Genomic DNA, 23,398 nt, shown 5'->3' with positions numbered 1-23,398 from the left:
AATTGTGAGACCCAAGATTAAAATGTTAAATTTATGGATGTAGTGAAACAAATATTGATTCAAAAATTAAGAGCACACAATAGAGCTATAAGTCATATTGTTCATTCAACTCTGAATGATGTATTTTAAAGGATTTTAATATGCTTAGGCTGAACATTATTTTCATAATTACCATGTACTCATTTGGTTTTTAGTGTTTTAAAAACATCAATGATCGTCATGGCGCTTTTAATTTAAAATTGGGAAAGAATTTATTTGAGTCAAAAATAAATTTTGTAAAATGTTGTCCCGTTTTGCCTTACGCCAATAATAATATTTCATTTAGAATACCCTAACCTTATAAGCCAAGATTTCAAAACAATTGAATGGACAATTTTAAAGAACCAAAGTTTGGTTTTCTAAAATTGCCCATTAGTATTCCATCTAAAAAATCAATACAGATTTTCCACAATGACCAGCTTTATTTGGAGTGTTGACATTGGACCAACCTTATTATTCGGGGTCGCAGGTAAATCATTGCTCTACTGGTCCTTTTAAATTGCATTCTAATAGTTTATAAAAATCCAACCCTGAATTGGTTCGGCCCCATTCCCAAGATTAATCGTATAGAAATAAGAACCGGTTGGCAATTTTTCGTTTCTTGATTTATAAAGTCCTCCCCAATCGTTTGCATATCCATTTGCTGTATAGACCGGATGACCCCATCTATTGAATACCTGTACATGGTTGTTTGGGTAATTATCAATGCCAGGTATGACCCAGCGATCATTATTGCCATCCCCATTTGGAGTAAATGCTTGCGCAGGAACCAGTTTCGGAGCACTTGTTTTAGGGAATGCATCATTGGCATCCATAATTCCATCATTGTCGTCGTCATCGTCTACATTATCACCTAGACCATCATTATCAGTATCAGAGTCCTCTGATGAGTCCAAAGGAAATTGATCCAAATCATCCAATACTCCGTCCCCATCATCATCGGTATCCTTATTGTTGCCAATTCCATCACCATCCGTGTCAAGATTCTCACTAGGGTCATTGGGAAAAGAATCTTCATGGTCCAAAAATCCGTCATTGTCGTCATCTAAATCCATATTATCCCCCAGTCCATCACCATCTTTATCAACGGTTTCTGTTGGATCTATTGGGAATGCATCTTCCGTGTCCAAAACACCATCATTATCGTCATCCATATCACAAATGTTACCCTCACCGTCCAAATCTGTATCCAGCTGGTCTGGATTGGAATTAAAAGGGCAATTATCCAACGTATCAAAAATACCATCCCCGTCTATGTCGGTCGCAGGGTTCAAAGGATCGGAATCTTCCGTGTCCGGCAAACCATCATTGTCATCATCAGTATCTTGATTATCACCAACGCCATCGCCATCGGAATCGGTGACTTCATTGGCATCGTAAGGGAAGGCATCGGCATTGTCACCTACACCATCGCCATCGGAATCGGTGTCTTCATTGGGATCGTTAGGGAAAGCATCGGCATTGTCACCAGTACCATCACTATCGAAATCTGAATCTTCATTCGGATCGTTTGGGAATGCATCGGCATTGTCGCCGGTACCATCGCCATCGGAATCGGTGTCTTCATTGGGATCGTTAGGGAAGGCATCTGCATTGTCGCCGGTACCATCGCCATCGGAATCGGTGTCTTCATTGGAATCGTTGGGGAAGGCATCGGCATTGTCACCTGTACCATCACCATCCGAATCGGTATCCTCATTGGCATCGTTAGGGAAGGCATCATGGGCGTCATTGGTCCCGTCCCCGTCCGTATCCTTTTGCATATCCGAACAACCGGTAGTATCTACCGTTTCACCACTAGAAGTGTTTGGACATTGATCAAGGTTATCCGTTACACCATCACTGTCCGTATCCTTTTGCATTTCACTGCATCCGTTCGTATCCACAGTTTGTCCTGTTGGTGTATTCGGGCATTGGTCAAGTACATCTGGTATACCGTCACCGTCAGCATCACATTCATATCCACCATCAGTAATTACCCATCCAAAAAAGTTGATTAAATTTTGTCTTGAAGATTCTCCTTCACAGTAAATAGATAATCCTCCATCAAATGTTACATTGTTTTTGAGGGTTAGTGAATTCCAGCCATTTAACAATGCATCATAATTTATGGAGGAAAGCTTTGTGTTATTGAACATTAAAGACATATTTGTAACATTGGAAACATCCCACGACCCAATGTCCTGATTGAAAGACGAGGCATTTCTAAACAAACTATACATATTGTTTACGCTAGAGGTATCCCAAGCTCCAATGTCCTTATTGAAAGCACTAGCTCCTTCAAACATGCTTTGCATATTGGTCACCTTGGAAATATCCCAATTGATTTCTGAATTAAAGACCGGATTTCTGTAAAACATTGTGGAGACATCGGTAAGACTTGTTGTCTTTCCTGACCAATTTAAAGGTTGATTGAATGCTTTTGCCTCCTGGAACATACTTCTCATGGAAACTACGCTAGAAACATTCCAATCACTGATGTCCTGATTAAAAGCTTCACTAACAGCGAACATGAATATCATATCGGTTACCTTGGAAACATCCCAATTCCTAACATCTTGGTTGAAAGATTTCGAGCTAGTGAACATTTGGTGCATCGTTGTAACGTTGGCGGTTTTATTGCCCCAATTTAAAGGACCATTAAAATCTCTTGTATTTGCAAATGTGTATCGCATGTCTCTAATATTTGACACATCCCATGCACTTAGGTTTTGATTAAATGACAAAGCCCCATCAAAAGTATATTGCAATGAAGTTACATTTGACACATCCCATGAAGATATATTTCCATTAAACGCAGCCGTATTGGAGAACATATTTTGCATTGAAGTTAAATTTGAAACATCCCAATTGTTCAAATCTTGATTAAATGCATCGGCATTATCAAACATCAAAATCATATTTGTAACCTTGGAAACGTTCCATGTACCAATATCTTGATTGAACAACGAAGCGTTTCTAAACATCCCATACATATTGGTGACGTTTGAGGTATCCCAAATACCAATATCCTGATTAAACAGACTAGCATCAGTAAACATACTAGCCATATTTGTAACGCTGCTCACATCCCAATTGGTGATATCTGAGTTAAAAGCATAAGCTCTATTGAACATAGCACTCATATTGGTTACATTGGATACGTTCCAGTTACTTAGATCTTGATTAAAATTAACGGTCCCACTAAACGAATTGATCATAGCGGTTATATTGGAGACGTCCCAATTACTTATATCTGGATTTATTGACGAACCAGCCAAGAGCCCACTTAAGTCTGTACATATTGTTAAATCGGGACTGTCCAGTGCCAAGAACTCAACATTTATATGATTGCTAAAAGCGCGATTGAAACTGGACCATTGGCCTGATCCCCATTGTTTGATTTCAATTAATTTTGATTTGGAATCCGAACGATCAGCTCCTCCCTCAAACCAGCCGATATCTAAATCATCATCTGTTTTTATGGTTACTATGTAATCACCTGCAGTGGCATAAGTATGCTGAAAAAATTGTGTATATCCTACTGTTACCTCTGAAGGTGATGCTATTTCAGAACCATCGCCCCAATCAACTGTAATACCGCTCCAATCTCTTAATGGAAAGCGAATGGTTTCATTATTACTGGTTGTGCGCCATTTGGTAACAAAAGCACCATCTAAAAGACCATCATTATTTTCATCGGTCTCATCAGTTATAAAAATGGTGAAGGCTTTTTGGTAATCATTTTCCCCGTCATTCACGTTCAGGTAGATCGAATAACTGGACTTTTCCTCGTAATCGGGTACAACCCCCAATTCAAGGCCGCTTCCATTTATGGTGAAGCTGCTATTGTCGGCATCATTGGTGCCATTTCCAGTAACCAAAGAATACAAATAGTTATTACCGGTATCCTGATCAATATTACCTAAACTACCAACCAATGTTCCAACAGCACTATTCTCAGCTACCGTAGTATTGTCTATTGTTATATCCGTAGGGCTTTCATTGGCATCAGTAACATTTATAGTAAACTCTTTTTGATAGTTATTTTCATAATTATCCTGAACTTCAACCCTGATGTTATATACTTTCTTTATTTCAAAATCAAAAACCACATTGGCCAATAAACTGTTTCCGGAAATCAAGAATGAACCATTATTGGCATCACCCGATCCGGAAACCAATTGATAGGTATGCGTATCGGAAACCTCTGGATCTGTAACGGAAAACACACCTATAAGTTGGTTCAATGAATTATTTTCCAAAATGGTATTTTCCGAAATGCTTATTTCCGAAGGAGCTTCATTAAACGTAAATCCCGCTAAACTGTCCGTACCTCCTGAATTGGTCACCGATATATCGCCAGAAATAGCATTTGAGGGAACAATAGCGGTAATTTTTGATGTAGAGTTTATGGTGAACGAGGTAGCATCGACTCCGCCAAATTTTACCTCCGTTACATTCTCCAGATTGGTGCCGGTGATGGTGATTTCACTTCCTTGTGCAGCGGTTTTTGGGGTAAAATCAGTAATGACAGGACTGTAAATGATTTCTACCGTTCCACTAGCACTATAAGAAGTACCACAACTACCGTTGGCCACCAATACCCGAAATAAGGTCTCTTTATTTATGTTATTATAAGTATAGGAATTATTAGTATTTGAGATATTGATCCAAACAAGCCCATTATCAGTAGACTTTTGCCATTTACTTATCGTACCATTATAATCTGTCAAAGTCAGCATGCCGCTATTGGTTGCAGAAAAATGGGTATTGGAACTTACCGTGCCTCCCTGTGGGGGTGTTCCTGAAACAATCGAAATTTCCTTTACAGGTGTAATTACCGCCTCACCACAACCGGGTACTTGTACAAATGCCCTATAATACATGGTTCCTACCGTATTCACAGTTTCAATTAAGGTAGGGTTGGTGTTCGCTATATCGGTCCAAGCATTACTATCAGGAGATCGCTGCCATTTCTGTACATCTCCTTCGTGACCGGATAAATAAAGATCCACATCTGAACCGGCACAAATAGATGTGTTCACGGCAAAAACATTTCCTGATACGGGATTACTTACATAAACCGGCGCACTAGAGGTCGCAAGCCCATTGCAGGTAGACGGAGATGTAGAATTGACAACCGCTCTGAAATATGTGGTCTTTGAAATATTGCTTACCGTTAACGTGGTATTGGTGTTAGAAATAGTGGTTCCTGCGGTTATAAAATTATCAATTGAACTTTCCCAGCGCTCTACGGACCCTGTAAAACCACTCAATGTCAGGGTGGTAGAATTGGACCCGGCACAAACCGTTACGTTTCCTCCGGAAATGGTACCACTAGAAGAACCTTGGATAAATATATCCTGAGTGAATTGAGGTGTGGATTGCGTGTAATCTCCGGGCATATCACCATATTCGATGATTCCATAAATTACTTGAGAATTAGCGAAATCATTCCATCGACCATCAGCATACATATGAAGGCAATGTTCAGAACCAGAATTATTAGGTTCTCCTCCCCCCCAATTTTGGTATACACTACTAATATTGACCTGATTTGCAGTACTCATTTGGGTCCCCTTTTCAGGTCCAGTAACCCAATGCCATTTACCCTCTGAATCCGATTGATTGGCATATAAGGTATAGCCCACTGCCTCGTTGATTTGTTGGAATTCATCGGATGCACCCATCCATGAATTTTGTCCTATTAACCTTGAAACGAAGGTATTTTCAGCCTGGCTCGTCATTGTCGCCAAATATCCTTGAGCCCCGTAATAAGAATCCGAAGCTGCAGCTATTTTTGTTGGCAGCCAATTGGACGCTGAATTGGTTATTTTGTAGTAATGCCCATTCAATGGATTATAAAATGTCTCCCCTGCAATAAAAGAGACTTTTCTATTTTCTGGGGAACACACATTTGCCGTGGTAATTGTCAGATTTCTTAAAAAGACTTGCCATTCTTCGGCCGTTTTCGTTCCCTTAAATACGATGGCGCGTTTAGTCGAGTTCCATCCAGAAGTAGTAATACCACTAGGCATACCACCCATATAACCAAGAACATCATTTGTAGAGTAGGAATCTGTAATGGAAACTGTAAAATCAGTGATATCCTCAGTAGATGTTATCGTTAAACCAGGGGCTACTACAGTGGCACTATTACTGGTAATTGTAGTCTGCGTATTAGGGGCGCTTATAAATATCTGTCCTTGGGACCAAGCTTGATTGCAAACCAAGATATTAATAATCAGTATAAGGAAAAATGTAAACTTATTCATGTTATTCAGTTGTTATTTTATTTGGGGAATTGGGTTTTGAAATACTAATTAAGATTGCTCTATATTCCTAATCTCATAAAAAGTTCATGTGTTCCATTAGCCATGCTCCGAATAGAACTTTGAAGAGGGGTTTCATAGGCATAGCCGATATCGAATCCCTTTCCGGCATTGAATAGAAATAGACCGCTGATGCTTTCATCAAATCGGTAAGATGCCCCTAAGCTAATATGGTGGTTAAAATCCAAAATACTGGTGAACTCAATTGACAAAGGAGAAGAATCAACATAACGCAACATGGTCATGGTCTGTAGGGCCAGTGATCTGCCAAGTTCAAAATTATAACCACCACTTAAATAGGAGTGCATGCGGTATTCGCTTAGATAAGCATTGCCATCCCGCTCCTCCAATCGTTCCGGGGTTAGAATTTTAGGAACTGATAGGGATATGAAGTAATGCTCATGACTAAGGAACAATCCTGCACCAATATTTGGAGTAAACCGACTGTTGTAGTCAGTTAGAGCTTCATCTTGCCCAATACCATAGGTCAACAGACCTTGAGAGTTTGCATTGTATGAGTTAGCACTTCCTTTGATACCAAAATAAAGTAAATGTTTCTCATCCAACCTGATGTGGTAAGATACATCTACCCCTATCCATGTTTGGTTTTCTATAAACGTCCTATCGTTGAGTATTGAAACTCCTAACCCTAACTTTTTGCCCACGGGCATACCGAATAGGGCACTTTGGCTTTCGGGGGCGCCTTCTACACCAGCCCATTGGCTTCTTAGCCCTAATGATAGTTGCCCCCTTTCGGAACTACCTGCGAAAGCAGGATTATAAAGACTCATATTATAACGGTAAAAGGAATAATTGGGATCCTGTTGTGCACTGACACTTATGGTCAGTACAAAAAATAAAAGGCAAACGATTGTTTCTTTGAGAGATATCATAATTTTTGGTTATTGGTTTTGTAAAATATTTGTTTTATTGTTTTTTAATAATTAATGAACAGCCACCCCCTTAGCGGCGCAGTACCATTCCCTAATTGTATTACGTACATGTAGGAACCTGACGGCAGTTTTTTACTATTTTGACGGTATATCCCTCCCCAATCATTACCGTAACCTAAAGCTGAATAAACCTCATGACCCCATCTGTTAAATATTTTAACATGGTTATTTGGGTAATTATCAATACCTGGAATTATCCATGTATCGTTATTGCCATCCCCATTAGGTGTAACAGCCTCTGCAGGTATTAAGATGGGAGTACTACTTTTTGGGAAATAATCCGAACTATCTGGGATACCGTCATTATCGTCATCATCGTCCACACTATCGGGAATGCCATCCGAATCACTGTCTGCAGGGTAATTTGAAGGATCATATTGATCGGTGCCTTCCGATAATTCTATTTCATCGGAATATCCATCGCCATCGTCATCTGAATCTCTATTGTCTCCAATGCCATCTCCATTTGTATCTTTGCTCTCTTGTGGATCAAATGGAAACGCGTCCATATCATCCAGCACGCCATCATTGTCCAAATCCCCGAAAGCATCATAAGGAAATGCGTCTTCTTCGTTCGGTATTCCGTCACCATCAATATCGTTATCGCAAACATCCCCTATCCCATCATAATCTATATCCCCTTGATCGGTATTTGAAATATTTGGACAGTTGTCATCCGCATCATTTACCCCATCGTTGTCTCTGTCCTTTTGACTTTCGGAACATCCATTTACGCCGACTATTTCACCCACCGGGGTATTTGGACAATTGTCGTTATCATCGGAAACCCCGTCCCCGTCCATATCCTCATTCTCATCCAGGATTGTAATGATGAACACCTTTTGATAGTTGTTCACCCCATCATTTACGTTCACGTATATCGAATAGCTGGACTGTTTTTCATAGTCAGGAACAATCGCCAACTCAAGATCGCTTCCGTTGATGGCGAAGCTGGAATTGTCCTCATCGTTTATTCCATTGCCCGTGATTAAATTGTAAGTATGTCTGTTCCCATTATCCTGGTCCATGGCAGTTAATACTCCTACTGCTGTTCCAATTGGACTGTTCTCCATAATACTGGAATTGCTAAGGCTTATGTCGGTGGGGATATCATTTAAATCGGTTACCTTGACGGTAAAGGACTTTTGATAATTGTTTTCTCCATCATTCACGTTCACGTAGACCGCATAGCTGGACTTTTGCTCGTAATCTGTTATAATGGCCAATTCTAGATCGCTTCCGTTCATGGAGAAGCTGGAATTATCAATGTCGTTGTTTCCGTCCCCGGTAACCAAACTATAGGTAAATATATTGGCCGGATCTTCGTCCGTAGTCAAAAATGTACCCACTTTGGTCCCCACTAGGCTGTTCTCTGCGACACTGTTATTGCTCAGGCTAATAGCTGTCGGTGCTTCGTTGATATTGGTTATGCTAATGATGAAGATCTTTTGGAAATCGTTCAACCCATCATTTACGTTCACGAAGACCACATAGCTGGACTGATGTTCATAATCCGGTACAATGGCCAATTCAAGTTTGCTTCCGTTGATGGCAAAGCTGGAATTGTCGGTATCGTTGCTTCCGTCCCCGGTAACCAAACTATAGGTAAATGTATCGTCCGTATCCTCATCAGTAGCCAAAAAGGTACCCACCGAGGTCCCTACCGGGCTATTTTCAGCAACACTGTTATTGCTCAGGCTTATATCCGTCGGTGTTTCTTTGGAATCGGTTATTGTAATGGTAAAGGCCTTTTGAAAATCGTTCTCTCCATCATTTACATTCACGTAGACCGAATAGCTGGTCTGTTGTTCATAGTCCGGCACAATGGCCAATTCAAGGTCATTTCCGTTGATGGCGAAACTGGAATTGTCGGCATCATTGCTTCCGTCCCCGGTAACCAAACTATAGGTAAATGTATCGTCCGTATCCTGATCAGTAGTCGAAAATGTACCCACCGAGGTCCCTACCGGGCTGCTCTCTGCAATACTGGTGCTGCTCAGGCTTATATCGGTAGGTGCTTCGTTGAAATCGCTTATAGTAATAATGAAAGCCTTTTGAAAATCGTTTTCACCATCATTTACGTTCACATAGACCGCATAGCTGGACTGTTTTTCATAATCCGGCACAATGGCCAATTCAAGGTCGCTTCCGTTCATGGTGAAGCTGATATTGTCGGCATCATTGGTGCCATCGCCGATAACCAAACTATAGGTAAATGTATTGGCCGTATCTTCATCAATAGCGGAGAATGTACCGACCGAGGTCCCCTCTGGGCTGTTCTCTGCAATACTGGCGCTGCTCAGGGCGATATTTGTGGGAGCATCGTTTACATCGGTAATGCTGACAGTGAATTGCTTTTCATATGTCAAGTCCCCGGAATCCATAACCCTGACTCTTATGTAATAAGTGGATTGTAATTCATAATTTGGTACCATTGCCAACAAAAGATTTCCAGAACCATCAATGGTAAACGATCCATTGTCCGTATCCCCGGTTCCAGAAACCAAATAGTAGGTATCTGTATCACCACTATCAGGGTCCACGGCACCTAAGTTCCCTATAATTGTACCGATTGCACTGTTTTCAATAATACTATTATTTGAAAGAATTATATCTGTTGGTGCCCTATTGTTAAGGATAACTATAGTAGGATCATCCGGTTCACCATCGCCATTATTGTCGTTGTTGGTACTATCCATGGGATTATCCGAATCATCTGTAATAACATAACCATTTGATAAGGCCGCCCGGGCCTGTGCGATATTGGTTACCGAACCCGTAGTTAAATCTCCTGTGGTTATGGTATGTTCGGCAACAAAATTTGTTGAGGCACCTGGTGCTAGGCTGACAACTGTGGCTGGAGTTATACTGCCCGAATCGGCATTTGTGTCCACAATATTCACGTTGGTTAACGTGTTGGGGCCGATATTGGTCACTACAAGGTCATATATGATAATCTCGCCCAAGGTACCATAGCTCCCATCCATTGCTGCCCTGGCTGTTTTGGTTACCCTAATTTCATTGTTAATTACGCTTATAGTTTCGGTCAGGTCATCGGGTATGGAATTGCCATCCGTCTCTGTTTGTGTATTATCTACTGTTAAGGTCAAATCGGAATCCTCAAAAACCTCGTCGACAGTGGCAGTTATGGTTAGCAAGTGGTTTTCCCCGCTCAAGATATTACCAATGTTCCAAAATCCGTTGTTGTAGGATCCAAAGCTGGGGGTTGCACTTACCAAAGATAGACCTGTGGGAATGTCCACATTCACCTCCAGGTTGGAAACCGGTGTATATCCGTAGTAACTTAGTTCTATGGTGAATTTCACCGTATCGCCTTCAAGGACACTGGCTTTGTCGGCTACGTTGGTCAATACAATTTCCGGATTACAATCAAAAATGGATGCGACAGCAGATTCATAGGAACAAGCCCCTTTTGTAACTACCACATAATAGTCCCCGGCAATAGGAGGCGCATAGGTATTCGAAGTTTGGTCGGGAATGACTTCTCCATCACGGTACCAAGTGTAAGAAGAAAAACCGGCCGTTACCTCTAGGGTTGCACCAGGTAGGCATCCTCCACCGGAAACATCCACTTCCACGACAGGAACCGTATCAAAACCTGAAAAATAGCCTGCCATGCCAACAACACCAGACGCTCCTAAAAAACCAACTGCAATGGGCCCGGTAGAATTTACCTTCACATTACCTGTGAGGCCAGGTGCATAAAAGGTTTTCCATTCTGATGAGCCTATCACTGGTCGCTCGGTAAGGGAAGCTGCAGTAATAGTTCCTCCTCCGTGTGTTATTACAATGTCACTATTAGGGGTATTTGCAGAAGCTACCAAGGTAACTCCTCCATCTAATGTTAGACCTGCGGCATCCCTAATGTCTGGGATGTTATCAAAACTACTCGGCATTAGGCAGTTTACCGGTGAAATGAAATTCATTCCGGAAGTGGCATCACTTGAAGATCCAGCTGTATTTTGGTAGGCATAAATGTCCTTTGAAGCTTTTACAAATATATTTCCGCCCACAGAACCTGTTGAATAATACGAAGTAGGTATAACCACATAATCTCCATTATTTATGGTAGCAAAGGGCGTGGAAGAACCGTTAACGTAAATATCGGTATTATTTTGTGTGGCAATCAAAACTGGAAATTCAGTATAGGAAGTTCCATTACCTCTTACAAATACATATTCCTTTCCAATTACGTTTTCAGGAATTGGCTGGTCTATTCCCCCATCCCAACCACTACTCCCAATAAATGAGCGCATTAACATGCCCCCATTACTAATAACAATTTTTTTACTGGAAGTAATGGAAGCCCCCAACCAGCCATCGATATTGGCGTTGGTTTCAGAAACAATGGCTTCCATGACATAAGATTGACCTGCGTTGAGGGTTATTTGAATGTTATCTGAGGTAAGGCCATCAGGATCATTCTGTAACCTAAATTCTGTATCCGGATCATACCCGAAAATTTCAACTACTGTATTATCTTCGGTTGCCATAATACCGAGGGTGGTACTTGTGTTGGTGGACCCCCCATCTGCTTGGTTTGGAATCCCACCCCATTTAAATGCTGTTCCCAGCGCCTGTCTACCTTTGGACGTTAATGAAACGGCTTGGTAACCAGACCTTCCTCTGTAATTTACATAGAATCTTTGTCCGTCTGTCGATTGAAATCGAAGACCGCTATTACTTAACGCAATTCCGGTATTGGCGTTGGAAACCAAAGTTATTTCATTATCGCCGTTTGGTAATGAGTATTCTGCGGGGTTAGTATTGGAAATGGTTAAAGTCGTTAAAGGAGTTGTACTGGTTCCACCATAAACTTGGACAATAAATGGGCTAGTCTCTGGAGTTGATAGATAAAGTGCCTGGTATTGAACAACTGTATTACTGCTTATTTGTTTTAAGGGTGGTAAATAGTGTAGGTCACTTAACTGCCCAAAAGAGAAATTGATTCCCAAAACAAAAAAAAGTGTTGCATATAGATTTTTGAAAATTGATACCTGGTTTATTTTTATACCTAATAGACGATAATATTTCCAGCAGGCTTTAACGCCGGAAGACGGGGGAATTAGTTTGGTCATAAATGGTAATTATTTTTTCGACAATAAGTAATTATTGGATTGTGATTGTTATATAACGACAATAATTGCATCAACGCATAAGGAAAAGTCTTACAAAGGGAATTTTAAACATATCAGTAATAGGTTTTCATAATTCAATAATATTTTTATTATACTTTTACGACTATCTGTACAGTTATATCGTTGAAATGACTCAATAGGATAAAATCAGGAGGTAAAACGATTATATTTTATGTGCTGGATTGTCTAACATTGGTTGTTGAACTATACTCCTTAAAATAAAAGGAGGTAAAGTTACAGGCCCTAAATTCTTCCATTAGAAGGTCATACATACTTCTTAAACGAATAAGTAAGGAGTTTAATAATTCGTTACCATGGTTGCTTATGACTTACATAAACCATAAAATCATGAGCAGATTATTTATTAAGCATTAATGGTCAAAATACTCAGTTGAGTCAATTTTTCTGCTTTCGATAGAATATATAGTCACCTTTTCTAAAGTTGTACTTTATCTCTTTAAATATAACACTCAAAATGTGGCAGATCCCTCAATTTAGCCAAGGCTTCTGATTTTGAGTTTACATCTAATTTCAGATAAATATTCTGTATATGAAAGTTAATGGTACTTGGCGTTAGGAACAAATTGTCGGCGATGGTTTTATAAGTTGCTCCTTGGCCCAAATAGTGAATTATCTCATTTTCCCTTTCTGAGAATGAAGCATATGATTTTTTTTGGAACATCGAAATAATTTTTTTGGTGATATCATTGCTTATTGTAGCTCCTTCATATTTTACAGAATCTAGGGCATGGTGCAAGCTATGTTTGTTTACTGGTTTGGTGAGATAACCATTCGCCATATGATTAAAGGCCCTTTTTACGACCTCAAAATCGCTGTCAGCTGTAATCATAATAATTTTAACATTGGAATCCTTTTTACGAAAGCGTCCAATTCCTTCAATACCGCATCCATCTGGCATGGAAACTTCGGAAAGAATAATATCTGGCATAATATTATTATAATCTATAAGGGCCTCCTTTACCGAATCATATATGCCATCAAGGGAATAATCCTTATATGTTTCGAAATAGTACTTGTAAGCCTCGTGAAGGCAGCGGTCATTCTCAATAATAATAATTTTTAGAATGTTTGATTTCATATCAATTGTGATTTGAATAATTTAATATGTAAAACGAATAAGTAATTGTTTTCGATTAAAACAAATCACAGTGGAATAATTGCACTGAGCTATTTTAACAAAAAAGTGAAGACCTATAGCCATTACTGCAGTTGTTACAGACTTTATATATTTATTGGTTGATGTTTGGTAAACATGGTCAATTTTGAACCTTGTGAAAAATTTAATAATAATACCTGTCAGAATGTAAAAAATCGAATTAAGCCAAAAAATGGATTCGAAGAATAGCATGGTTAATGAATTAGCTGAAATAATGCCTACACTTAACCATTGAGCACCGTTGTCTGAAATTAGGACGCCTTTATTCATAAAACCTGTGAGATGCTTAGACAATCCTATTTTTCCAATAACACGATAGGATGAACTAGTGGATAATGTAGATGGCAATTTATTAGTAGAATAATACAAAAACTTCATAAGCACCTGATTTCTAAATGATTTTTAAATAAAAAATCGGTTTTTACTGTTGGTAAAATTATAGTAAAGGAGTAAGTAAAATTAGAATTACATTGGGTAGTTAACCAGCGGACCATGAAAAGTATAACTGTAGCTTTTTTAATAATGAACGTTTTAAAACTTAGTAGGACTTAACCATTATGTATAATTTCTAAGTTTTAAAGCGTTCATAGAATAAGATTCAAACCATTGATGGTAGGCAATTGCGACAGGTGCCTTTCAATCTTTTTGAAGGTTCAACCAGAAATTCAGAACCAAATTTTATTTGTTACAAATCGAAGGGGATTCGTTTAATTAGAATCAATCATCAGAATACCCTATATGCTCCATTGGAGCAAGTAAGATTTGAAAAGAATACAATGTCTTCTTGAAAATAGGAGGTTACCATTAGCACAACAGTAATACCTAAAAGACTTAAGGATGATCCTAATTGCTTTTGGGAGGATTTAAAATATGGAATATTCACTTATATTAGATCTACTGTTTAATATAATTCTGCGGTGAAAAACCTGTATGCTTTTTAAATGACACATAAAATGGGTTATAGGACGAAAAACCGACCGTGACCGAAAGAGATTCTATTGTATTATCTTTTAAATACCCTTGATCGATTAAATTTTCAGCTTCCCGAATTTGTAACATTTTTTTAAACTCCGGAAAAAAGAGTTGGCAGTGATATTTGAAGATAAATGTCAAGTGACTCTTAGGTACTTTAATTTCCCTAGCCAACATTTGTAGATCAAAGTTTGAATTCCCGAATAGTTTTTTATCAAAAACCACTTCTTCAATGGTTTGTATTTTTTCAATTAAGGATCCCTGAACTTTTGCAGATAGTAATTCATCCTGTTTGTTATTAAATTTAGTGGTCTGGTCCAACTTCCAGACATTCAGAGCAATTGTTTTTTTGCCGTGCCCCCTTGAAATATCAACTCTTTTTTGAAGTACGCTGCTGCCGAATAAAATTTCCGGTGAAATTAGCAATTTAACGAAGATTGCAATGATTATAGTGGCCCATAACCACATTCCATTTTCAAAACCCGATAAAGTTCCGTGGTAAAGATCCATACATACGATTACCAAAACCCTAAAACATAATATTACGTTTATAATCAATAGAAAAAGTATCCATTTTTTTGCATAGTGGTCCATGTTCAAAATTTGGTTTCCACTGGAGTGCTTACTTAAAAATGAAATTTGATATAGACGAATGGAAAGAAGTAGGTAAAACAGAATTAATAAAAAATAAAAGATGTAAAATAAGCTAATTACTTCTGGCAATAAATATCCAAAAGCTTCCAAGGACTGAACCGTCGTAAAAAAGAGTATAGGAACAATATAATGTATCAAATCATTAATGTTCCATCTAGGGGCATCCTTAATAACCCTCTTAAAATATAGGAACAAGGTAGGAAACATAAAAAGGGAGAGCCTTTTATAACCTAGGGAGGTTTGATCCATTATGTCCTGTATACCTAATAGGTAAGAAGATTTCAAAAGCGAAAAAACAGAAACATAAAATAAAATAAGGATTAAATAAAAATTTACCATTCGATTGTTCCTCTGGTAAAAAAGAGGTATTGCCGTTGTCAACAATCCAAGGCAGCCAGTAATTAACAAAAGAAACTCTCCAAACATGTCACTGGTCAAAATTAATATTCGCGCAATTTTAGGCATAAAATTATTCCTACACAACTATTAATTATTCCATTCTTTCAATTTTCCGGTTATCAAAATCGCAACATAAAACTGTTATCTCTCTCCTTCACCTAGGGCCAATTTGATTGAACCAATCTTCCTCTATTTACTTATTCACACTAAACAAGTTGAAGGCGTTGATATAATCTGAATCCAATACTTTCCTCCCTCTCTTCAATTTCTAAATTTTTGTGAATTAGGATCGGTCTAAGTTTTAATATCACCTCTTCCGCCTTATACTTCTTGGGCAACTGCAAATTTAAACCTACTATATGGTTGATATTTTTTCAGTTAACTTTTATGTGTAGTAATTCTTTAGTAACGTACACTATCGCGATCTAGAATTTTGGATTCATCCAAGCCACTTCCATAAAGAACATATCCCAATTCCATAATTCACCCAGGGTTGACTCCTACATATAATCTAAACTGATTTATTTTAATTAGATTATGTGACTCAGATATTGGTAGTGTGTGAATTCATGAATTTGAGGCTTGTGGTCCAAGACTTATATTAATTAATAAAGAAACTAAACCTATAGCACAAGGAAGGAAGTCAATTTTAATAATAATATATCGACAAACAATGATTCATTACATATCCCGATTGGATATTCTAAATGTTCTTTCAGGGGCATAAATTCAAATAAATCGTTCTTTGAAGAAAGATAAGTAAGCTACCCGTAACAATAATTAATTGAACCAAATATCAATCTTGAAGAACCTCGACTTTCAAAATTTATGGCTTGCCCCTTTTATATCAAATCCACATTCAATAATTTATGAGCTCCTCATTTAATTAGACTCTCTAATACAAGGGTCAATTCACACCAAAATCATAATGTAAATGATGCTATTTGAATCTTTTTATACTGTTATGGAGTAAAACAACAAAAAAAGGCTGGGATTGACATTCATCCCAGCCTTCCAACCACAACTTACTACTAAACCACTGGTTCACTCAAAAAAGGAACCTCAACAAAAACTCATTGGTATTTTTGGCACTGGCCAATTCGCTGCGTGTACTTATCTCATAGGCATATCCGATCAACATTCTTTTTTTGATGTTGAAATTTACTAGTCCGGCAAAGGCCCCGTCGGTCCTGTAACTGCCGCCAAGCTCAAAGTTGTTATCGAAAGAAAGCATAGTATTGAAATCTACGGATACCGGTGCCCCGCTCACATAACGCCCCATGGCCGACGGCCTTAGCATTAGGTTGGATCCAGGGTTCAATAGCAACTCATACCCCGCCGTGGCATAAACATGTGGCTTGGCCATCGCGGCCATTGCCACTCCGTTGCTGTTATCTGCCCGTTCCGTGGACAGTAGTCTCGGCACCGCTATGGAAGCATACCATTGGCCGTTCTTTAACAAGGCCCCCACACCAACATTGGGATTAAAACGAGAGATGGACGAGATACTGGGATCCGTATTTATATTATAGGTCTCCAAGCCTGAGGTGTTTACGCCATAGGAGTTGCCACCGGCCTTTAAACCCAGATATAGATCCGTCCCTTGGGACAATTGCAGCCTATAGGAAAAATCGATGCCCGTAAAGGTCTGGCTCTCCACGAAGGTATTGCTGTTATATACAGATATCCCTATACCCAGGTTTTTGCCCAAAGTAGTCCCAAAGGAGACCGCCTCTGCACTGGGGGCATCCAGGACTCCCGTCCATTGTTGCCTGAAGCTGGCTACCACCATAGTTTCCCCGTCCACACCCACAAAAGCAGGGTTGTATGAATTCATATGGTAAAAATAATTGGTGATTACTCCTTCCTGTTGGGCAAACAAGGTACCGCCCACTAAGAAAAAAGCGCTGAAAATAATTTTATGTAATATTCGCATGTTACTTTTTTTTTGCTTTCATTATTGGTTTGGTTAACGTGAGGTGATAAATAGCCAACCGTCCTGGTCCACTTTCCCATCGCCCTCAAAATCGATTTGGAAATAATATGATCCGGCAGACGGCAGTTTGGCACTCAAATCTTTGTAACGTCCATCCCAATCGTTCTGATAGTTCTTGGCCGAGAACACCTCTTTCCCCCAGGAATTGAATACCCTAACAAGGGAGTTGGGATAATTCTCAATGTTGTATATCATCCAAGAATCATTTATTCCGTCTCCATTGGGGGTAAATGATTGGGAAACGTTCAGTTCCACGGTATCGCACACATCGCCGAACCCATCATTGTCCCGGTCCTCTTGTCCAGGATTAAATGAAGAAGGGCAATTATCCATTGAGTCCTGTACTCCATCTCCGTCTTCATCCTTCTGGGAGGCACTACAACCATTGACATCTACAGCCTCATCCTCAGGGGAATTCGGACATTGGTCTTTTGCATCATCCACCCCATCAAAATCCGTATCCTTTTGGGTAGTAGAACAGCCATTGGCATCACTATCTTCTCCTATCGGGGTGTTTGGACATTCGTCCATTTCGTTGGTTACACCATCCGCATCTGCGTCCTTTTGGGAATCTGAGCAGCCATTTATATCCACAGACTCTCCTGATGGGCTTTCCGGACATGTATCATCCGCATCGTTTATGCCATCATCATCACTGTCTTTTTGGGCAGGGGAACATCCACTGGCATCCACGGTCTGTCCTATAATGGTATTTGGACACGTATCATCTGCATCGTTTACACCATCTGCGTCTCCATCTTTTTGAGAATCCGAACATCCATTGGTATCCACACTCTCACCATTCGGGGTTTGTAGACATTGGTCCAAGGCATCATTTACTCCATCATTGTCATCATCCCTTTGTGTAGCTGAACAGCCATTGGTGTCGGTCGCCTCTCCAACTGGAGTATTTCGACATTTATCCTTATCGTTGGTCACGCCGTCACCATCACAGTCGGCTGTAGAAGTTACCGTAACACTGATGCTTGCCGTTAGATATGAACAATCATCCAGGGGATTTGTTAAATCGGCCATTTCCTGTCCGTTTGTAACGCCATCGCCGTCGCAATCTTCGGTATCCCAGGCCGTACTCGGGGCCACTGAAACACTTTCCAACGCATAACTACAATGGTCCTGGCCATCTGTTCCGTCCGTTGCCTCATCCGCGTTGGTCACCCCGTCACTGTCACAGTCGGCTGTGGATGTCACCGTAACACTAATACTCGCAGTTACATAGGAACAATCATCCTTAGGATCGGTCCCATCCGACATTTCCTGTCCGTTGGTAACACCATCGCCATCACAATCTTCGGTATCCCAGGCCATACTCGGGGCCACTGAAACACTTTCCAACGCATAAGTACAATTGTCCCGGCCATCAGTTCCGTCCGTTGCCTCATCCGCGTTGGTCACCCCGTCACCGTCACAATCGGCTGTGGATGTCACCGTAACACTGATGCTTGCCGTTAGATATGAACAATCATCCTTAGGATCGGTCCCATCCGACATTTCCTGTCCGTTGGTAACACCATCGCCATCACAATCTTCAGTATCCCAGGCCGTACTCGGGGCCACTGTAACACTTTCCAATTCAAAACTACAAGTATCCCAGCCATCTGTTCTGTCCGTTGCCTCATCCGCGTTGGTCACCCCGTCACCGTCACAATCGGCTGTGGACGTCACCGTAACACTGATACTTGCCGTTAGATATGAACAGTCATCTTTAGGATCGGTCCCATCCGACATTTCCTGTTCGTTGGTAACGCCATCGCCATCACAATCCTCTCCGTCCCAAGCTGTGTTCTGGGCCACTGAAACACTTTCCATTACATAACTACAGAGCTCCTGGCCATCTGTTCCGTCCGTTGCCTCGTCAGCGTTGGTAACCCCGTCACCGTCACAGTCGGCTGTGGAAGTCACTGTAACACTGATGCTTGCCGTTAGATATGAACAATCATCCTTAGGATCGGTCCCATCTGACATTTCCTGTCCGTTGGTAACACCATCGCCGTCACAATCTTCGTTTTCCCATGCCGTACTTGGGGCTTCGGAAACACTATCCAACTCAAAACTACATGTGTCTTGGCCATCTGTTCCGTCAGTCGCTTCATCCACGTTCGTCACGCCGTCGCCGTCGCAGTCGGAAGTGGAAGTCACCGTAACACTTATGCTTGATGTTAAATATGAGCAATCATCCTGTGGATTGGTCCCATCGGTCATTTCCTGTCCGTTGGTAACACCATCGCCATCACAGTCTTCAGTGTTCCAGGCTGTGCTTGGGGCCGCTGAAACACTTTCCATTACATAACTACAGGGGTCTTGGCTATCCGAACCGTCCGTTGTCTCGTCCGCATTTGTCACACCGTCACCGTCACAGTCAGCCGTATTCCAACCAGTACTTGGTTCCAAAGTGGCATTCGCAGGAATATAGCTGCAAATATCTAACGGATCTGTTTCATCGGTAACTTCTTGTCCATCAGTCACCCCATCACCGTCAGAATCTACGGATCTGTTTATGAACACTTCTACATTTACAGTGGAAGCTGAACAAGGAGCTGTTCCATTGACAGTGTATGTATAGATTCCTGATATATTAGTAAGTGGATTAAAAGTTCCTTCATAACCACCGGATAATGTACTTGGCCCTGACCAGGATCCTCCAGAATCTGGAGTTCCATCAATTATAGTAAACAAATCCGTAGGCGTATCGTGTACATAAAATGAAACAAAATCATTTAGACCAGCTTGAGATTTGGGCTGTGATGTTACTTGAACAACATCTTCAAATAAACAGCCAACCCCGTTATCTGCAACAATTCTAAACCATGTAGTTTCGTTTATTGGGAAATCTGGTGTTAGATTAGCATTTTCAAAAGGTCCGGACCATGGGCCAGTGGCACTATTTGTACTATATGACCATTCATAGCCTCCCATACTCCCGATGCCTACTCCGTTATTCAATGCTATCGAGCTGTTTGAATTTTGCACAGGAGGATTAAAAGGCACAATAAATTTTGAAGCCGAAGCGGGATTACAAGAATTATCATTAATGGGTGAACTAATAGCACCACTACTATATGTTACTGATCCATCTGCACCATTGTCGAAACTAATAATGGCTCCTGTTAAACTTCCCACATCCGCACCAACACAATCATAAATTTGGACAGCCCAACCACCGTCCCTTGCATTCATTCCGTACAGAGGAGACCAATCTATGGTAATGGTGGTGGTTCCATCAAAGTACTGATTATAAAGCCCGGTTAGTGGTGCTGGTTGACTGCAATAATTGAAGACATCCGCAGCTTGATTTGTAAACCTTAAATTGGTTACATTATCTCCACCATTACATGTATTGCCTTGATTTACTCCCAATTCTATGGTAGTCGAACCGTCAGGAGAGACCATATAAAACCCTAAATCTGAAACATAAGTATGAGTGGCATCAAAAGTTACCGTTATTTGGGTTGATGAGTCAATTATTAGCGGTACAACAACAGGATCATAATAGGTAAATGTAGGGTTGCTAACTGTACCTGAACCATTCAAGGTTACAGTTTGTCCTTCACATATAGTTTGAGGTGTTCCTGCCTCTAGAATTAAATTAGAATTCCAAACCCATGCACGTCCTTCTTCAATCGTACCGCCATCATTTCTAACTACTAAATATCCTCCATCCCCTAATCCTGATTGAGTTGGAGTTGAATTCAATGCATAGGTGTCATATGAGTTTGTCGTGGGATTGTATTTATACCAATCAAATATTGTTCCTGCCGCTCCTAATTCAGCGGATAATTCCCCAGAACCTCCAGAAAAGATAAAAATTGGATCATCGGAATTTGATGAGTATAGCGAATTGGTATATTCAGTCATTACTTGTCCACAAGACGTATTTGAAGATATTGGAACCTCTGAGCTATTAATTTTTATAACAACGACAGTAGCAAAGGCATTACTACATGGTCCATTACCTACTACATCATATCTAAATGTGCTACCACCTAATGGCAATGCAGACACATTAATTGTACTTGGGTTTATTAATGCTCCAGTTTCATCCACATCGACCCACGTTCCTCCAGTGTTTTGAGAACCATCCAAAGTGGTGAACAAATCAAAATTTGGATCACCAGTAAAAACATATTTTGGACTTATTGGTAATCCAGCGTTGGCACCTTCGGTTAAAGTTAAAAATGCTGATGCAGATGCTGATATATTTCCTTCAGTATCGGTATAAGTTATTTGAACTTCTCTTACCTCCTCAGTATTAGGAGATAGCGATGTGTTCTTATAGAATAAATCATTTACAGCACTTACAAAAGGCGCGTTTAGGCTGCCAGATGTATTTGTCATAATTAAACTTGTTGATCCGTTGCCTGACACCGATAGACCAGAAAAACCTCCTGACATTGATAAAGATTCTTGACCAATATCTTGAGGATTAAGAAGAGTAACAGTCATAGAGGCCATACCTCTTCCACCAACATAGTTTGCAGAAATACCTGTATTTACCACTTCCAAAAATTCATATCCTGTAGTACAGGCCGGAACATTAATATTTGTTCTTCCCGCACCAGTTGAATCGGTAGGGTCCAATAATATAAAGGGCAAAGGATCTAGTGTTATAGTGAAAGGCTCATTACCTGCTATGTCAGAAGCATCAGTTGTATAATACTCTACACTTAAATTTGTTACTGGAATTGATGTTGTAGCCAACCAATAGGTTCCAGTTGTTGTGTTGTTTAAACCAATTGAACCTAAATGCACATTTGCAGATTCATTTCCTTGTAAAAAGTGATTGGCCAAAGGGTTTACTAAACTTGCTTTAATGGTAGCTCCGGGAGTAGTCGTATTTAGTTTTATGTTCTCAGTCCTCATTAAGGCACTATGTGCCTGTGAGCTTAATGTAACATAAACTGGCTCACTAAAAGTGTAGGTATAGGTATTACCGGAATAACCTATTGCCGCTCTTTCATTATTAAAATTATAACTATTTCCTACAGAACTAGGGGCTACCGCGTTGACTGCACCACCTGTAGTAGAAGAACCGGATTGGGTAATATTAACAGTTACCAAGGATGCACCGTCAGCGGCTACTGCTGAGTAACTACTTGTTACATAGCCTGCCTCTGGCATATTTCCTGACAAGCTGGACCAGTCAATTTCTTGTGAAAAGAACAGTAAAGTATTGAAAAGGAATAGGATTAAGAGTATATATTTTTTCATTTTGAAATAATTTTAAATTGTTATCTAACCATTGTCTTTAGCCATTCCTCATACAAAATTTCGAAATCTTGAGTAGATAACTTGGCTCTTATTTTTTCGTGCACATTTTTTGCTATTTGGAGATTAGCATTATCCTCTGAAACATTATCTCCGCCGTTATTATAGTAGTAGATAAGCAAAGTTTCTATGTATTGGTATTGATCGTCCGTTACGTTAATTATTCGCTTAATTTCAATGAGGTCTTTTTTTGATTTTTCCATTGCACTTAGTTCTTGTCCCATACTAATATTAGCAAGAAGAAAAGCGGCGATTACAATAATAATTTTGTTCATAATTTAAATGTTAGATTGGGTTGAATTCACGATTTGGTATGTAAGTTAATCTCTAGAAAGATTGCTTCTTGGGCACCTAAATATTATCCCAAATAGGCAAGGTTACCTTATTAATATAAAGACCAAGGATGATGACAAGCGCTCCAGATAATTATTTTGACTATTCTATTTCTTTGA

General features: G+C 39.9%; 8 protein-coding genes. All 8 read right to left on the bottom strand.

Annotated elements, in window-relative coordinates:
- Nucleotides 1-545: 545 nt before the first annotated feature.
- Nucleotides 546-6,296, bottom strand: a complete 5,751-nt coding sequence (locus tag H4O18_RS15425) for a BspA family leucine-rich repeat surface protein (RefSeq protein ID WP_187586162.1) — start codon at nucleotides 6,294-6,296, stop codon at nucleotides 546-548.
- A gap of 59 nt (nucleotides 6,297-6,355) precedes the next feature.
- Nucleotides 6,356-7,246, bottom strand: a complete 891-nt coding sequence (locus tag H4O18_RS15420; protein WP_187586160.1) for a PorP/SprF family type IX secretion system membrane protein — start codon at nucleotides 7,244-7,246, stop codon at nucleotides 6,356-6,358.
- 44 nt (nucleotides 7,247-7,290) lie between these two features.
- Nucleotides 7,291-12,405 (bottom strand): cadherin domain-containing protein, encoded by a 5,115-nt coding sequence (locus tag H4O18_RS15415; RefSeq protein ID WP_187586158.1) that lies wholly within the window; start codon nucleotides 12,403-12,405, stop codon nucleotides 7,291-7,293.
- A gap of 517 nt (nucleotides 12,406-12,922) precedes the next feature.
- The gene (locus H4O18_RS15410; RefSeq protein ID WP_187586156.1) at nucleotides 12,923-13,564 is read right to left on the bottom strand and encodes a response regulator transcription factor; all 642 of its coding nucleotides are present in this window, start codon (nucleotides 13,562-13,564) and stop codon (nucleotides 12,923-12,925) included.
- A 972-nt stretch (nucleotides 13,565-14,536) separates the two neighbouring features.
- Nucleotides 14,537-15,517, bottom strand: a complete 981-nt coding sequence (locus H4O18_RS15405) for a helix-turn-helix domain-containing protein (RefSeq protein WP_187586154.1) — start codon at nucleotides 15,515-15,517, stop codon at nucleotides 14,537-14,539.
- Nucleotides 15,518-16,715: 1,198 nt separating this feature from the next.
- On the bottom strand, nucleotides 16,716-17,603 hold the full coding sequence (locus H4O18_RS15400; protein ID WP_187586152.1) for a PorP/SprF family type IX secretion system membrane protein: 888 nt from the start codon (nucleotides 17,601-17,603) through the stop codon (nucleotides 16,716-16,718).
- A 33-nt stretch (nucleotides 17,604-17,636) separates the two neighbouring features.
- On the bottom strand, nucleotides 17,637-22,889 hold the full coding sequence (locus H4O18_RS15395; RefSeq protein WP_187586150.1) for a T9SS type B sorting domain-containing protein: 5,253 nt from the start codon (nucleotides 22,887-22,889) through the stop codon (nucleotides 17,637-17,639).
- A 20-nt stretch (nucleotides 22,890-22,909) separates the two neighbouring features.
- The gene (locus H4O18_RS15390) at nucleotides 22,910-23,221 is read right to left on the bottom strand and encodes a hypothetical protein (RefSeq protein ID WP_187586148.1); all 312 of its coding nucleotides are present in this window, start codon (nucleotides 23,219-23,221) and stop codon (nucleotides 22,910-22,912) included.
- Nucleotides 23,222-23,398: the final 177 nt, after the last annotated feature.

Origin of the sequence: Arenibacter arenosicollis, assembly GCF_014397245.1 — a bacterium.
Taxonomy (GTDB): domain Bacteria; phylum Bacteroidota; class Bacteroidia; order Flavobacteriales; family Flavobacteriaceae; genus Arenibacter; species Arenibacter arenosicollis.
Note: the sequence above shows the minus strand (reverse complement) of the source record. Positions and strands in the feature narration are given on the sequence as shown.